Genomic DNA, 13,821 nt, shown 5'->3' on the forward strand with positions numbered 1-13,821 from the left:
GTCGCGTATTTCGCGCCACAGCCGATGGCCGGGAAATCCGTTCGTGGGATGTCCCGATGAAAATCGGCTCGATGGCGCTGCGCAAGGATGGAAATAGCGCCATCGTGTCACTGGCGCGCGGATTTCATCTGCTCGATTTCAAAACGGGCGATGTCGAACTCATCCAYGATCCCGAACCGGATAAGTCGGAAAACCGCATCAATGACGGCAAGGTTGACAAGCAGGGAAGGTTTGTCGCCGGCTCCATGGACACGATGGAGAGCGGTCCGAACGGCGCGCTCTACCGTGTCGACCCTGACCTCAGCGTGCACAAGCTCGACGATGGTATCATCGTTTCGAACGGGCCGTGCTGGAGCCCCGATGGGAACCTGTTCTATTTCGCGGATTCGTGGTCGGGCGAGATATGGGTCTACGACTATGACCAGGCGACGGGAAATGTGTCCAATCGCCGAACCTTTGCCAAGATAGACACATCGAGAGGCGGTGCCGCCGATGGCTCCACGGTCGACGCGGAAGGCTGCCTATGGAACGCACAGGTCTATGATGGCAAAGTTGTCCGCTATCGGCCCGACGGCACCGTGGACCGCGTCATCGATATGCCGGTGAAAAAGGTCACCAGCATCATGTTCGGCGGCCCGGATCTGGACATCATCTATGTGACATCCATGGCAAAGCCGCCCTTGCCAAGATTTCCGGGAGATGGTGTCTTGCGCGGCAGTCTTTTCGCGATCACCGGGCTTGGTATCAAAGGTATACCCGAGCCGCGGTTTGCAGGCTGAGAATCCGGATACCAAACCACATTGCGCCGCGTTGCCCTGCAGAAGAAAACGGCCATAATGACAGGCAGAAATCTTGGCAAGCAAATCAGCGCGAGTGTGCCGTTATGAGTCAGACAGAATTCAGCGGAGACATTTCATCCGACGCGAGTGATCCCTACGCGCGCAGAGCCCAGACCTTCCCGCGTCTCGACGAAGAGATGGTGGACCGTGTTTCGTCATTTGGGTTCGACTTCAAGGTAGCCAAAGGCACTATTTTGTACAGCCGCGGCGAACGTCAGACCGATTTCTTTTTGATAAAGTCGGGCTCGATCGAAATACTCGATCTCGGCGATGACGGTGTAGCAAGGGTTCTGAACGTGCAGGGCGAAAGGGAGTTCACTGGGGAACTCGATCTGTTCAACAATCGCGAGAATCTTGTCTCGGCTCGAGCGGGCGAGGATGCGCACCTTGTGCGCGTTGAGCGCAGGTCGTTCCTGCGGATGATGTCTGCTGAGCCGGATATCGGTGAAATCATCACGCGGGCGCTGATCCTTCGCCGCGTTGGGTTTATCAAACACGGTCAGGCTGGCGTTGTCCTGATAGGGCCGAGCCACGCAGCGGACACATTGAGGTTGCAACGGTTTCTCACGCGCAACAGCTATCCGCACAGGCTGGTCGACTCGGATGTTGATCCGCATGCAAAGGAAATGGTCACGGCGCTTAAGATTTGCTCGCTGTCGCTACCTGTCATTGTTCCTCCAGGAAAAGCGGTCCTGCAAAATCCGACAACAGGCCAACTCGCTGACGTTTTAGGGCTGACGGAACGCATCGACCCGAACGATGTCTATGATGTGCTCGTTGTTGGCGCCGGCCCCGCAGGTCTCGCATCCGCGGTCTATGCCGCATCCGAAGGACTAAAAACGATCGTTATCGAAGGGGTAGCGCCCGGCGGGCAAGCCGGTACGAGTTCAAAGATCGAAAACTATCTGGGATTTCCCACGGGAATATCGGGACAAGCCCTGGCCGGCCGCGCTCAGGTTCAGGCACAGAAGTTCGGGGCACGTCTCGCCATCTCGCGTATGGCTGTCTCCATCGATTGCAGCAAGTTGCCCTATCGCGTTGTGCTTGACGACGGGCAGACTGTTTCGGCCCGAGCGATTGTTGTCGCCACTGGAGCCCGTTACCGCAAGCCAGAGCTGTTGAATTATGAACGTTTCGAGGGTCAGGGCATTCACTATGCGGCCACCGCCATGGAAGCACAGCTATGCCAGGAACAGGAAGTCATTGTCGTTGGTGGCGGCAATTCAGCTGGGCAGGCGGCGATGTTCCTGTCTCATTCAGTCAAGCATCTGCACATTCTGGTCCGGGGTCCAGGATTGAAGGAGACGATGTCTGACTATCTTGTCCGACGCATCGAAAAATCACACAAGATCTCGTTGCATCCCTATACCGAAATTTCTGCAATCGACGGTGATCGATACTTAAACAAGGTAACGTGGACAAATCGATCGACGGGAGTGAATGAGACCCGGTCTATTTCGAATATCTTCATGATGATTGGTGCTGCCCCGAACACGGAGTGGCTGGATGGCTGCATCAAACTGGACAAGTCCGGTTTCATCGAGACCGGCATCATGGCGGGTGTCGTTACAAGCGGATCGCCGTTCGAGACTTCGGCTTCTGGTATATTCGCCGTGGGCGATGTCCGCGCGGGCTCTGTCAAACGCGTTGCATCCGGTGTGGGCGAGGGGTCTGTTGTTGTTCAGGCCATACACCAATATCTGAGGCAGATCCCTGCCACGCCAGTCACCAAGGCCGATTAAGACGTCACTCACGAAATAATTCGTGCACCTGTCGCGTTGCAACGGGCGCTGTCTCCTGCGGCCAAAGCGGTCACGAATGCCCTACGATATGTTCGACAAGGCGAGGTGCTTCCTCGGCGATCGCCAATATGATGCCTGACTTGCGTGTGGAGGCGAAATCCAGTCCGGCGAAGTAGAGACCCGGCAGGACGCCCACACCATCCGTGTGAACGGGCTGTCCGGCAGCGTCGAGCGCATCAGGAAGTCTCACATAGCTGAAATCGCCCTTGAAGCCTGTGCACCAGACCACGCTCGTGATGCCGGACCGGGAGAGATTGAGCGTATCGATGGCGGAATCCGGCTGACGCCACGCAACCGTCTCCGCCGGGTCGGGGTCCGAAACGGGTGCGTCGATCCCGGCTCGGTCGATATAATCGTCGATATAGCGTTTGGCATTGTCGGAGGCTTCGTCCCCAAAGCGAAGATTTGCTTCGACATCCTCGGCGAACGAGAGGTGGCCGCCATCCGCAATGCCGGTCAATCGCCCGAGAAGCACAATACCCTGGGCGCCGAGCGCCTGAAGGCTTATCGTGTGCTCCGACCCAAGCACACCACGCGGCGGGATGCGTCCCGCAAGCCGAATGATCTCCTCTCGCCGCACGTCGAGAAATCCGCTTTCCTCCAGCCAGATCATGACGTCGCGCCCACGATAGCGCCGTGGGAGCCGCCCAACGCGACTGGTCGCAAGGAAGACCGTCCGGCCCGCTTGCGCCAGTTCCTCCGCGATCTGGGCGCCTGATTGACCGCTTCCGACCACCAACACCGCTCCGCCGGGCAGATCGGCGGCGCTGCGATAGCCGGAAGCGTCGACCTGGTAGATGTCAAGGGGCAACGCATCTGGCGAGATCGGGCGCACAGGACAATTCAGGTTGCCGCTTGCGACGATCACGTTGCGCGCTCGAAACGTGCCGTGCGAGGTTGTCAGCCGATAGGCGCCATTCTCCTGCGCGAGTTCGCTCACCGCAGTATCCCCTTCGATCGGCAGCCCATTTCTCCCGGCGAAGTCCTCAAGTAGAGCGACGAACTGGTCGCGCGTGAGGACACCTTCTGGATCCTTACCCTCGTAGCGGTCGCCGGGCATCACGGTCTGGACGTTGGGCGAATTCATATGAAAGGCATCCCACCGCTGTGCGCGCCAGGTCTCTCCTATGCGACCCCGCTCTAGAACGCTATGGCGCAGGCCCCTTCGTGCCAGCCAATAGCTGACACCGAGACCCGCCCAACCGGCCCCGACGACGACAGCATCGAGAACATGGGCACCACCATTCATTTGCCGCAGTGATCTCATAATCGGCATCCCCCCAGCCATCCCCGCGCGGCATCAGCCTTGTTCAAGGCAACGAGTCCAGCGTCGCGGATGCGCAAGCGCTCTGGGGTACAGACAATGACAGCCCCAGGAAAATCCGAATGAACATGGGTTTGTTCCCGCAAGCGCCTGTTGTGGATTTGGCCATTTATTCAACACTTTTCGGCTGAGTCGTCCTCGTTGCCGGAATTGCCATCGTTCTCGCTCAAGGCCGCCGCAATTTGTCCGGCGGTCACCCTTTCACGCATTGTTGGTCTGGAGCTGTCCTCGGTGATGTCCCTGAATTCGAGACTGATTTCCCGGTTGGCGGCGACGGCTGCAATGAGATCTGGATCGCGCATGCCCCGGTCAAAAAACATCATGACGTTTCGTGCCAGGCGGTTGGCGCGCGGATCGGTCTTTGGTGACCTCCTCAGCAGCGCTGAAGCTTGCGCAAAGGCATGCTCCATTATCTGCCAATCAGCCGACGAATAGGTCAGTTCTTCCGTTCGAGAAAAAGGCATGGTTCCCCCAAAAGTCCAGCCGCCTTGTCACGTAATCAGATGATCAGGGGCATTTCAATGGATATATCTGCAAGAGAAGGCGTGGCGCCGGAATCCCTTCAATCAGTGGAATCAAGTCACTTTTGATTCCACCTTCTTATGACGGGTTCAGTGAGGTCGTGTTCGTAGCCGAGGATACTTATGCTCGCCGTATCGAGGACGAAGAGTCCGCCGGCTTCAGGTTGTAATCCGAGCCAGCGTGCCGCAAGGACTCTCAAGAAATGAGAGCTCGAGAATATCACAATCGTGCCATCGGTTTGGCGGAGCTGGCCAATAATCAAATTCGCCCGTGCGCCCACATCCAATGTCAGTTCACCCCGCGGACAGCCGTCTCGAAACAGACGCCATCCGGGGCGTTCGGCGAGAATCTGCTTCGTCGTCAGTCCCTCATACGCCCCGTAGTCCCACTCTGCCAATTCTGCCTTCGTCACGGCCTGTGAGCCAAATCCTGCAAGCGCGCACGTTTTGGAGGCACGTTGTGATGGACTTGACCACACAGCGGAGAAAGTCAGGCCCGACAGACGGGCGGCGATATGGCGCGCGGCCTCTTCCCCAGGGGGTGTCAGTGGTATGTCCGTACGTCCCGTGTGCTTGCCGGAGACACTCCATTCTGTTTCTCCATGACGAACGAGATAGATCTCCGGAAAAGCACTAGTCATATGGACTCCTTTTGATGATGCACGTCGAGCCGATCGTTTAACGAATCTGCTCAATGTATTTGGCGTGGAACCGGACGTAGCCATTCTCGGTCTGCTTGAGCTCAGTCTCGATCAAAGCATGGAACTCCGGCAGTCGGTAAAAAGGAACAGTGGGATAAGCATGGTGCTCGGCATGATAAGGCATGTTCCATGCAAGTTTGCGCACCAGCCAAGTCGTGGTGGTTGTCCTGCTGTTCTCGAGCATGTTGGCGACATAGGGGCAGCGGCCATGTTCGGCCAGAAGATAGATGCGCAGGAAAGGTTGTCCCAATATCGCCGGCAGGACCCATATATACACAAGGACTGCCGTCTGCAGGTAAACGGAGACAGCGATCATCAAGGCATAGACCGCAATCATTATCTGTGCCTCGCTGCGGACCTTCCGGTGACCTTTTGCCGGCACAAACGTATCGCTGCAAAGCCCCGACGCGTTTATCACAAGCGTCTTGATGTGGCCCCACCAGACAGGAATGCCGGACAGGTGCACGAGGTATTGCCGCATGGTTTCTGGCTTGAGGGACATCAGCTCAGGATCGTTCTCGGGATCCTGAGTGAAGCGGTGGTGGGCCAGATGAAAGTAGCGAAACCAGTCCGAGGGCAGCACAAGCAGGATGCTACAGACGCGCGCAACGCAGTCGTTCAACCACTGCGTCCTGAACGGGGTGCGGTGGACGGACTCGTGTAGAAGGGTGAACAAGAACACGATCAGAATGCCCTGCGGGATCATCAAGAGCGGCCAGAGCGGCGCCCCTACGGCAATCAACCGTCCAAGAAGAATGATTGAGCCCCAATGGACGGCGAGTTGAAGAAGGCCGGCAAGGTCTGATTTGGCGGTCAGACGATTGCGCTGCTCCGATGTCAATGATGCAATGACAGTCCGGTGATCCATGCGGCAATGATAATCGAACGGGCCGATCTTTCATATAACGCTCGCAAAATTTGACTCTCCCGTATGTGGCAAATAGTGTGTCGCCGAATCGACTGTTATTGACGTTCGTTGCTGATGTTGCGCGCCGTTATGGGCAGAAAATCATTCAAAATCAAAGCGCTATGATGGTAAAATAATCGTAGTGCTCAATCCGCGGGTCTAAGGCTTGATCTGCGACCACGCTACTATCCTTTGAAAACAGGGCCGCATCGGCCCTTTTTCATGCACGCAAGGCAAGCATTAAATTGCCAGCAAATCATTAGAGGAGATTTCCATGAGCATTCGCCGTATTGAAGTTGGTCCACGCATGAGCCAGGTCGTAATCCATGGCAACACGGTCTATCTGGCCGGTCAGGTCGGCAGCCCAGGCAAGAGCGTGACAGAGCAGACCAAGGATGTCCTGGCTTCGATCGACCGCTTGCTCAAGGAGGTCGGCACTGACAAATCCAAGCTGTTGCAAGCCATCATCTGGCTCGATGACATGAAGGATTTCGGCGAGATGAATGCTGCGTGGGATGCTTGGGTCGATCCGGCAAACACTCCGGCACGCGCAACGGGCGAAGCCAAGCTTGCAACGCCGGAATACAAGGTCGAGATTATCATCACTGCCGCGATCTAGGATGTGTTGATATTCACGCCATGACGGTCTGCAAACGGCATTTTTCTGCGATCCGGTGCTCACGTGCTTCAAGTACGCTCTGCTCCGGTTCTCGAAAACTACCGTTTTCGACTCGTCATGATCGCGAATCGTATCACACCCTAGAATCTTCTCTGGTTCTGCATCGTCAGACTGAATCGGCTGAGACAGACTGAACACAGAATTATCCCAGCTGAGTCACCAGAATGGTTGGCGTCGTGGCAGGAATACTCAAGTAAATTGCTTGAGCGCACTGGATTTTTGGCGCGGAAATGAATAAAGTCCGCGCTTCTCCGGATTGCCGTAGGGGCAATTCTTCAAACGCTTGTCTGATTGTGGCTCATTTCCTTCCGCAAGGCGAGACAAGCATGGGTAAGGAAAACGATTGCAAGTTCTCGTCCGTGATAACAATGTTGAACAGGCCCTTCGGGTCCTGAAGAAGAAGATGCAGCGGGAAGGTCTCTTCCGCGAAATGAAGGCGCGCCAGGCTTTCGAAAAGCCATCCGAGCGCCGTGTCCGTGAAAAAGCAGAAGCCGTTAGCCGTGCCCGCAAGGCTGCACGCAAGCAGGCTCAGCGCGAAGGCCTATTGCCAGGTCCGAAGAAAAAGGAACGCGTTGCCCGCCCAGCCGGCAACAATGGTAGCGATTACAACAATCGATAATTTATGACCGGTCATCCGGTTATAAATAAACGCGACAGAACCCGCATGGCCCAGGCCGTAGCGGGTTTTCGTTTGTCTGGAGATTGACCCGCTTGACAACTGCGTCAACAGCGGGTCACATAAACACATTCACCAGGGGAGTCCCGACAAGGGGCTGAGATACTGCTGGCTTTTGCAGCGCAGTGACCCGTTGAACCTGATCCAGTTCATACTGGCGTAGGGACGGTGCAAAAGTCTTCGCATAGAGTGTCTTGGCACTCGGTCTCTGTCGAGACTCGCGAACTCCTTTCATCCTTCCGGCACAGAACTGGGTTTCCACGCACTTGCTGCGCCATGCGTCCACTTGGATGGATGCATAAAGGTCGCAGCAACACTTTTAATGGTCATGATCCTTATCCAAAAAGGAAGCACTTTTTGGGGTCATGAGCGGGCAAAGGAACCTGATGATGACCGTTTTTAATCCAATTGCTTCAAGCACGCCTACTGTTTCGACCGGACCACTGCCTGCGTCGATCAAGATTTACAAAACCGGACACATTCATCCGGATATCCGCATCCCAATGCGCGAAATCGCGGTTCACCCGACTGCCGGTGAGCCCAACATCACAGTCTATGATTCCTCAGGTCCGTATAGTGATCCGTCTGCAGAAATCGATATCGCCAAGGGCATCCCGCGTGTCCGCGAGGGCTGGCTCGCCGCGCAGGGGAATGTCCATTCCTATGACGGCCGCCGTGTCATTCCGGCGGATAATGGTTTCGCCACGGGCGAACGGCTGACGCCGGAATTTCCTATCCGCAACAATCCGTTGAAGGCAAAGGACGGCAAGGCGGTTACCCAGCTCGCTTATGCACGGGCAGGTATCATCACGCGGGAAATGGAGTATGTTGCGATCCGCGAAAATCTGGGCCGGGAGAATGCAAAGAATGGTGCGGTGCGCGATGGCGAATCGTTCGGTGCATCAACCCCCGATCACGTGACACCGGACTTCGTCCGCGAAGAGATCGCCCGGGGCCGCGCGATCATTCCTGCCAATATCAATCATCCCGAGCTTGAGCCGATGATCATCGGGCGCAACTTTCTGGTCAAGATCAACGCCAATATCGGTAATTCCGCAGTGACGTCTTCCATGGCCGAGGAAGTGGAAAAGATGGTCTGGGCGACACGCTGGGGCGCGGACACGGTGATGGATCTCTCCACCGGGCGCAACATTCACAATATACGCGAGTGGATTATCCGGAATTCGCCGGTGCCGATCGGCACGGTGCCGCTCTATCAGGCACTGGAAAAGGTCGATGGCATTGCGGAGAACCTCACATGGGAGGTTTATCGCGACACGCTGATAGAACAGGCGGAGCAGGGGGTGGATTATTTCACGATCCATGCCGGCGTGCGGTTGCATTACATTCCGCTGACCGTGAACCGCGTCACGGGCATTGTCTCGCGCGGCGGTTCGATCATGGCCAAGTGGTGCCTGCACCACCATCGCGAAAGCTTCCTCTATGAGCATTTCGAGGAAATCTGCGATATCTGCCGCGCCTATGATGTGAGCTTTTCGCTGGGGGATGGTTTGCGGCCCGGCTCCATCGCCGATGCCAATGATGCGGCGCAGTTTGCCGAACTCGAAACGCTTGGCGAACTCACGCAGATTGCKTGGGCCAAGGATTGCCAGGTGATGATCGAGGGCCCCGGCCATGTGCCGATGCACAAGATCAAGGAAAACATGGACAAGCAGCTCGCAGTTTGCGGCGAGGCGCCGTTCTATACGCTCGGACCGCTGACGACGGATATTGCGCCCGGTTATGATCACATCACGTCCGGCATCGGTGCCGCGATGATCGGCTGGTTCGGGACGGCGATGCTTTGCTATGTGACGCCGAAAGAGCATCTGGGCCTGCCGAATCGCGACGATGTTAAAGTCGGCGTGATCACTTACAAGATTGCCGCTCACGCTGCTGACCTTGCCAAGGGACATCCTGCAGCTCAACTGCGCGATGACGCATTGTCACGGGCGCGTTTCGAGTTTCGCTGGGAGGACCAGTTCAACCTGTCGCTCGACCCGGAAACGGCGCGGCTCTACCACGACGAAACCCTGCCGAAGGAAGCGCACAAGGTGGCACATTTCTGCTCGATGTGCGGGCCGAAATTCTGCTCCATGCGCATCTCTCACGACATCCGTGCCGAGGCGCAAAAGGAGGGCATGGCTGCCATGGCGGAGAAATTTCGCGAGGGCGGCGAACTCTATATGCCGTTGAACCAAGGTGCCTGAAGGAATGAACGTTCTTGTAAAGGGCGCCGGTGTGGCTGGGTTGTCGGTCGCTCATGAATTGATGTCACGCGGCGCGCGCGTGACAGTGCTCGATCCGCAACCGGGCAGCCGCGCGGCGGCATCCTGGTTTGCGGGGGGAATGCTTGCGCCCTACTGCGAGCGGGAAAGCGCTGAGCAGATAGTTCTCGAGCTCGGGCTTGGTGCCGCTGACTGGTGGGAAGCGGCGCTGCCCGGCTCAGTGACATGCAATGGTACGCTGGTCTTGGCGCCAGTCCGTGACGTCAGGGAGCTTGAACGGTTCGGCTCGCGAACGTCTGGCTTTGAATGGGCTGACGATGACGCGATTGCGACGCTGGAGCCGGACCTTGCCGGGCGCTTCCGCAAGGGATTATTCTTTGAGGGGGAAGCGCATCTTGACCCCCGACACGTGTTGATCAGTCTTGCGGCGAAACTGGAGGAAGCAGGTGTAGCATTCGAAACTGATCCAGTGCGAACCGCGACAGCTGGTTTTGATTGGACCGTTCAGTGCACCGGCTATTCCCGCGACGATCAAACCATACGCGGCGTGCGCGGTGAAATGCTGATCCTGCGGACCGCTGATATCTCCTTGTCACGTCCTGTCAGGCTCGTTCATCCGCGCTTTCCTATCTATGTCGTGCCGAGAGCGGATCATACGTTCATGGTGGGCGCAACAATGCTCGAAAGCGACGCGGCTGGTCCGATCACCGTGCGCTCGATGATGGAATTGTTGAACGCGGCTTATAGCCTGCACCCCGCCTTCGGTGAGGCAGAGATTGTCGAAACAGGGGTGGGCATTCGTCCCGCCTATCCTGACAATCTGCCCCGTGTCGTCCGAGAGGGTAACACCATCAGCATCAACGGGCTTTACAGACACGGTTTCTTGCTCGCCCCGGCGATGGCCATGCTGGTGGYGGACATGGTTCTGAATGAAAGGAGAGCAACCCGATGAAACTGCTCGTCAATGGAGAACCGCACGATGTGTCGGCGCAATCGCTCGACGCTTTGCTTGCAGAACTGGAATTCGAAGGCGAATGGCTGGCGACGGCATTAAACGGGGAGCTCGTACGGTCACCGGAACGTCAAGCCTGCCGTCTGAACGAGGGCGACAAGGTCGAGATCCTTACGCCGCGGCAAGGAGGATGAGCATGCTGAAACTTTATAATACCGAACTTTCTTCGCGGATTTTGCTGGGAACAGCGCAGTATCCTTCGCCCGCCATCCTGATGGACGCAATCAAGGCATCCGGCACGGAAATCGTCACCGTCTCGCTGCGGCGGGAAATGGCAGGCGGCAAATCCGGCGACAAGTTCTGGTCGCTCATCCGGTCGCTAGGAACGCATGTACTGCCGAACACGGCGGGATGTCATACGGTGAAAGAAGCTGTGCTCACGGCGCAGATGGCAAGGGATGTTTTTGCGACCGACTGGATCAAGCTCGAAGTCATTGGCAATCACGATACGTTGCAGCCGGATGTCTTCGCACTGGTCGAGGCTGCCCGGATATTGTCCGATGACGGCTTCAAGGTGTTTCCCTATACGACAGACGATCTGATCGTCGCCGAGCGTCTGTTGGAAGCGGGTTGCGAGGTTCTGATGCCATGGTGCGCGCCGATCGGCTCGGCTCTCGGACCGCTCAATTTGCACGCACTGCGTTCGTTGCGGGGCAATTTTCCCGATGTGCCGATGATCATCGACGCGGGTCTCGGGCGGCCATCTCATGCTGCGACGGTCATGGAACTTGGCTTTGATGCCATCCTGCTGAACACGGCCGTCGCGAAGGCCGGCGATCCGGTGGCAATGGCAGAGGCTTTCGCCAAGGCAGTCGATGCGGGGCATGCAGCCTTTCATGCAGGCATGCTCGAGCCTCGCGACGTTGCCGTACCGTCAACGCCCGTGATCGGCAGGGCGGTGTTTACGTGATAGCCTGAGGCTCTTAACTGTCGAGCAGTTCAGCGACTTTGGCATTGCCGCCGTAAATGAGGCAATCGGCGATTGTCGTCTTGTCGAGGACCGCACGGGTGACATTGGCGACTTCATTGAAGACGTGGCGTATTTCGCATGTCGCTTCGTCCTGGCAATCCTCGCAGCGGCGATAAGCGATCTTGCTCAGGCAGGGCAGAGGAGCAATCGGACCGTCGATAAGACGCAGTACCTCGMCGAACGTAATTTCTTCGGCCGGCTTTAGCAGCAGATACCCGCCCATCTTGCCGCGACGGCTCATGACGATACCCTGATGTTTCAGATCGAGCAGGATCTGTTCGAGAAACTTCTTCGGGATATTCTGTTCTTCCGCGATATCCGAGATGAAGAGAGCTTTGTCGGCGTCTGCCCTGGCCAGAACGACAAGCGCCCGTAGAGCATATTTGGCCTTTTGCGATATCATTTCTTCTTTGCCTGACTACCGGTGCGATGCAGTCATAGTCCCTCGCACTACATTTTCTAGTGTAAAAATGTTAAAAAATAAGTTTTTTTGCGGCCGAGAAATGTCTTAAAAATGGTGTGTAAGACGCTGAAAAATAGTAATTCATTAAGAATTAGGCGTAGACCGCGGTGCGGGAGTGGTGAATCCAATACACGATTAAACAGGTAGAGATTATTGACAAATGATTTCAAGCCGTCATCATTGGGGTATCGGTTGACCTAAAGGCAACTGCACTCTGCAACCGGATTGTTTGATGGAGGTCGCAATGTACAGTGAAGTATCAGGCATATTTAACCGGGCAGAACGCCTGTGGCGGGACGTTTTTGCAGCTGAAACTCTCGACCGGAATGCCAGCGATCCCAAGCAGCGTGATCGCGAAGAAGCTGCGGCCAAGAAAAACCGCAACTGGACCGAGGAGGATTTCCTCTGGTGCTGGCAGCATCGCGGATTTTGGTGAGTGCTGATAGAGCAATTTCAGGTTTTGACAAAAACGCTTCTCCCTTGTCGTCATCCTCGGGCTTGACCCGAGGACCCAAATTTTATTGATAAACAAGAGCCACGCCGTGTTGTTCGAATGTTCCGATGGGTCCTCGGGTCAAGCCCGAGGATGACGGAAAGGTGGCAGAGGGGATGACGGAGAGGTGAACGAAATTGGCAGCTGATCACGCTGCCCGCTGTATGCGCGAGGCTTCTTGCGGTCTGCGCATTGAATCCGCCAGAATATGCGCTTCCGGCCATGAGCCGAAGCCGCTTTCAATATTGATGTGTCCGGCATTTTTCATATCGACAAATCCTGCGCCCCAAACATTGGCCAGAGCTTCAGCTTTGTTGAATGACATATAGGGATCGTTGCGGCTGGCAACCACGATTGACGGAAAGCCGAGCTTGTGGCGTGGCAGGGGTGCAAAGCTCCGAAACTTGGAATCCTGAACGGCCATACGTTCAGCGTCGGCTGGTGCAACCAGAACCGCACCCGCGATATGCGCTGCCGATGGACGGCTGGCGAGATGCGTAACGAGAACACAGCCGAGGCTATGCGCGACCAGGACAGCACCAGGTGTTTCGGCAAGTGTCGCTTCGAGAACATGAAGCCATTGACATAGGACCGGATTGTCCCAATCGTCCTGTTCGACAAGGCGCGCCGTTTCATCCTCCAGCAGCCATTGGTGTTGCCAGTGGCCTTTTTCGGACCCGCGATATCCCGGAATGATCAATGTCGTCATGCGCCACCACTCCTTTTGTGCCATTGCCTGGGGAAGAATTCGTAATGTGGCCCCAAAATAGGGTGGTTGCGCTGATCCATGAAGGAACAGCGCACTAAACTCGGTCAGAAATGGAAAATATTCCCTGCGCGAATTGCGGTTATCGTAAAATTACCGTCAGGTATCGCTGTCCTTCTTGTACCAGCGCAACAGCAACTGCGAGCGCTCAAAATAAAGTACGACAAGCAGCGAAAGAGCAAATGGAATCAACAAGTAGAACAAGCGGAAAATAATCAGTGCCGCCAATACGTCGGCCTGATTCATATCGGGCAAACCGGTGAGGAAAACCAGTTCCAATACGCCGAGGCCGCCGGGCGCGTGGGAGATCAGCGCCGCGGAAAATGATACGAGAAAGATCCCGAGGATAATGAGAAAGCCGGGATTGCCTGCTGTCGGAAGCGTAAAATAAATGATGGCGGCGGCACCGATGAGCTCCAATGGCCCGACGATCAGTTGCT

General features: G+C 56.3%; 15 protein-coding genes, 1 pseudogene and 1 riboswitch. Of the genes and pseudogenes, 9 read left to right on the top strand and 7 right to left on the bottom strand.

All coding sequences use genetic code 11. The features are described from left to right. Together ACXJ5O_RS07570 and ACXJ5O_RS07575 are read left to right on the top strand one after the other, a co-directional pair. Positions 1 to 779 (top strand): SMP-30/gluconolactonase/LRE family protein (locus ACXJ5O_RS07570; RefSeq protein ID WP_457299353.1); only part of this gene is annotated, 779 nt, incomplete at its 5' end. Between the two features lie 104 nt (positions 780 to 883). Further along, complete coding sequence (locus ACXJ5O_RS07575; RefSeq protein ID WP_457299354.1) at positions 884 to 2,581, top strand: FAD-dependent oxidoreductase; 1,698 nt, start codon at positions 884 to 886, stop codon at positions 2,579 to 2,581. Between the two features lie 70 nt (positions 2,582 to 2,651). Here the strand turns inward: ACXJ5O_RS07575 and ACXJ5O_RS07580 are convergent, their stop codons facing one another. The 4 genes from ACXJ5O_RS07580 to ACXJ5O_RS07595 form a co-directional block, all read right to left on the bottom strand. After that, positions 2,652 to 3,908, bottom strand: a complete 1,257-nt coding sequence (locus ACXJ5O_RS07580) for a flavin-containing monooxygenase (protein ID WP_457299355.1) — start codon at positions 3,906 to 3,908, stop codon at positions 2,652 to 2,654. Between the two features lie 170 nt (positions 3,909 to 4,078). Next, positions 4,079 to 4,429, bottom strand: coding sequence for a hypothetical protein (locus ACXJ5O_RS07585; protein ID WP_457299356.1), 351 nt, complete (start codon positions 4,427 to 4,429; stop codon positions 4,079 to 4,081). Between the two features lie 116 nt (positions 4,430 to 4,545). Continuing rightward, a complete protein-coding gene (locus ACXJ5O_RS07590) occupies positions 4,546 to 5,127 on the bottom strand; it encodes a histidine phosphatase family protein (RefSeq protein ID WP_457299357.1) in 582 nt (193 codons plus the stop codon). Between the two features lie 37 nt (positions 5,128 to 5,164). Next, positions 5,165 to 6,055 carry a fatty acid desaturase family protein gene (locus ACXJ5O_RS07595; RefSeq protein ID WP_457299358.1) on the bottom strand — a complete coding sequence of 297 codons (891 nt, stop codon included), beginning with the start codon at positions 6,053 to 6,055 and terminating at the stop codon, positions 5,165 to 5,167. 313 nt (positions 6,056 to 6,368) lie between these two features. Here ACXJ5O_RS07595 and ACXJ5O_RS07600 point away from each other — a divergent pair, with 313 nt between their 5' ends. The 6 genes from ACXJ5O_RS07600 (at position 6,369) to ACXJ5O_RS07625 (ending at position 11,599) form a co-directional block, all read left to right on the top strand. Beyond that, a complete protein-coding gene (locus ACXJ5O_RS07600; protein WP_457299359.1) occupies positions 6,369 to 6,713 on the top strand; it encodes a RidA family protein in 345 nt (114 codons plus the stop codon). Between the two features lie 403 nt (positions 6,714 to 7,116). Further along, a complete protein-coding gene (gene rpsU, locus ACXJ5O_RS07605) occupies positions 7,117 to 7,392 on the top strand; it encodes a 30S ribosomal protein S21 (RefSeq protein ID WP_112528763.1) in 276 nt (91 codons plus the stop codon). A gap of 124 nt (positions 7,393 to 7,516) precedes the next feature. Further along, positions 7,517 to 7,633: riboswitch (TPP riboswitch) on the top strand. Positions 7,634 to 7,838: 205 nt separating this feature from the next. Beyond that, positions 7,839 to 9,659 (top strand): phosphomethylpyrimidine synthase ThiC, encoded by a 1,821-nt coding sequence (thiC, locus tag ACXJ5O_RS07610; RefSeq protein ID WP_457299365.1) that lies wholly within the window; start codon positions 7,839 to 7,841, stop codon positions 9,657 to 9,659. 4 nt (positions 9,660 to 9,663) lie between these two features. Continuing rightward, positions 9,664 to 10,629 carry a glycine oxidase ThiO gene (gene thiO / locus ACXJ5O_RS07615; RefSeq protein WP_457299360.1) on the top strand — a complete coding sequence of 322 codons (966 nt, stop codon included), beginning with the start codon at positions 9,664 to 9,666 and terminating at the stop codon, positions 10,627 to 10,629. Continuing rightward, on the top strand, positions 10,626 to 10,823 hold the full coding sequence (gene thiS / locus ACXJ5O_RS07620; RefSeq protein WP_457299361.1) for a sulfur carrier protein ThiS: 198 nt from the start codon (positions 10,626 to 10,628) through the stop codon (positions 10,821 to 10,823). The genes thiO and thiS overlap by 4 nt, the downstream gene beginning before the upstream one ends. A 2-nt stretch (positions 10,824 to 10,825) precedes the next feature. After that, positions 10,826 to 11,599 carry a thiazole synthase gene (locus ACXJ5O_RS07625; protein WP_457299362.1) on the top strand — a complete coding sequence of 258 codons (774 nt, stop codon included), beginning with the start codon at positions 10,826 to 10,828 and terminating at the stop codon, positions 11,597 to 11,599. A gap of 13 nt (positions 11,600 to 11,612) precedes the next feature. On the opposite strand, the gene ACXJ5O_RS07630 is transcribed toward ACXJ5O_RS07625, so the two are convergent. Next, a complete protein-coding gene (locus ACXJ5O_RS07630) occupies positions 11,613 to 12,062 on the bottom strand; it encodes an RrF2 family transcriptional regulator (protein WP_457299363.1) in 450 nt (149 codons plus the stop codon). Between the two features lie 304 nt (positions 12,063 to 12,366). On the opposite strand from ACXJ5O_RS07630, the gene ACXJ5O_RS07635 reads away from it, so the two are divergent. Continuing rightward, entirely contained in the window at positions 12,367 to 12,558 is a 192-nt protein-coding gene (locus ACXJ5O_RS07635) for a hypothetical protein (RefSeq protein ID WP_457299364.1), read from the top strand. 205 nt (positions 12,559 to 12,763) lie between these two features. Here ACXJ5O_RS07635 and ACXJ5O_RS07640 read toward each other — a convergent pair whose 3' ends face one another. Together ACXJ5O_RS07640 and ACXJ5O_RS07645 are read right to left on the bottom strand one after the other, a co-directional pair. Continuing rightward, a complete protein-coding gene (locus tag ACXJ5O_RS07640) occupies positions 12,764 to 13,414 on the bottom strand; it encodes an RBBP9/YdeN family alpha/beta hydrolase (protein ID WP_457299366.1) in 651 nt (216 codons plus the stop codon). A 66-nt stretch (positions 13,415 to 13,480) separates the two neighbouring features. Further along, a pseudogene (locus tag ACXJ5O_RS07645) lies at positions 13,481 to 13,821 on the bottom strand (UPF0104 family protein); the annotation flags it as partial.

This window comes from Phyllobacterium sp. P5_D12 (genome assembly GCF_054049495.1).

What these genes read in the sequence shown, in the direction of transcription:
- ACXJ5O_RS07575 (WP_457299354.1), top strand. Translation starts at nt 884, where the DNA reads ATGAGTCAGACAGAATTCAGCGGAGACATTTCATCCGACGCGAGTGAT.
- ACXJ5O_RS07580 (WP_457299355.1), bottom strand. Translation starts at nt 3,908, where the DNA reads ATGAGATCACTGCGGCAAATGAATGGTGGTGCCCATGTTCTCGATGCT.
- ACXJ5O_RS07585 (WP_457299356.1), bottom strand. Translation starts at nt 4,429, where the DNA reads ATGCCTTTTTCTCGAACGGAAGAACTGACCTATTCGTCGGCTGATTGG.
- ACXJ5O_RS07590 (WP_457299357.1), bottom strand. Translation starts at nt 5,127, where the DNA reads ATGACTAGTGCTTTTCCGGAGATCTATCTCGTTCGTCATGGAGAAACA.
- ACXJ5O_RS07595 (WP_457299358.1), bottom strand. Translation starts at nt 6,055, where the DNA reads ATGGATCACCGGACTGTCATTGCATCATTGACATCGGAGCAGCGCAAT.
- ACXJ5O_RS07600 (WP_457299359.1), top strand. Translation starts at nt 6,369, where the DNA reads ATGAGCATTCGCCGTATTGAAGTTGGTCCACGCATGAGCCAGGTCGTA.
- thiS (WP_457299361.1), top strand. Translation starts at nt 10,626, where the DNA reads ATGAAACTGCTCGTCAATGGAGAACCGCACGATGTGTCGGCGCAATCG.
- ACXJ5O_RS07625 (WP_457299362.1), top strand. Translation starts at nt 10,826, where the DNA reads ATGCTGAAACTTTATAATACCGAACTTTCTTCGCGGATTTTGCTGGGA.
- ACXJ5O_RS07635 (WP_457299364.1), top strand. Translation starts at nt 12,367, where the DNA reads ATGTACAGTGAAGTATCAGGCATATTTAACCGGGCAGAACGCCTGTGG.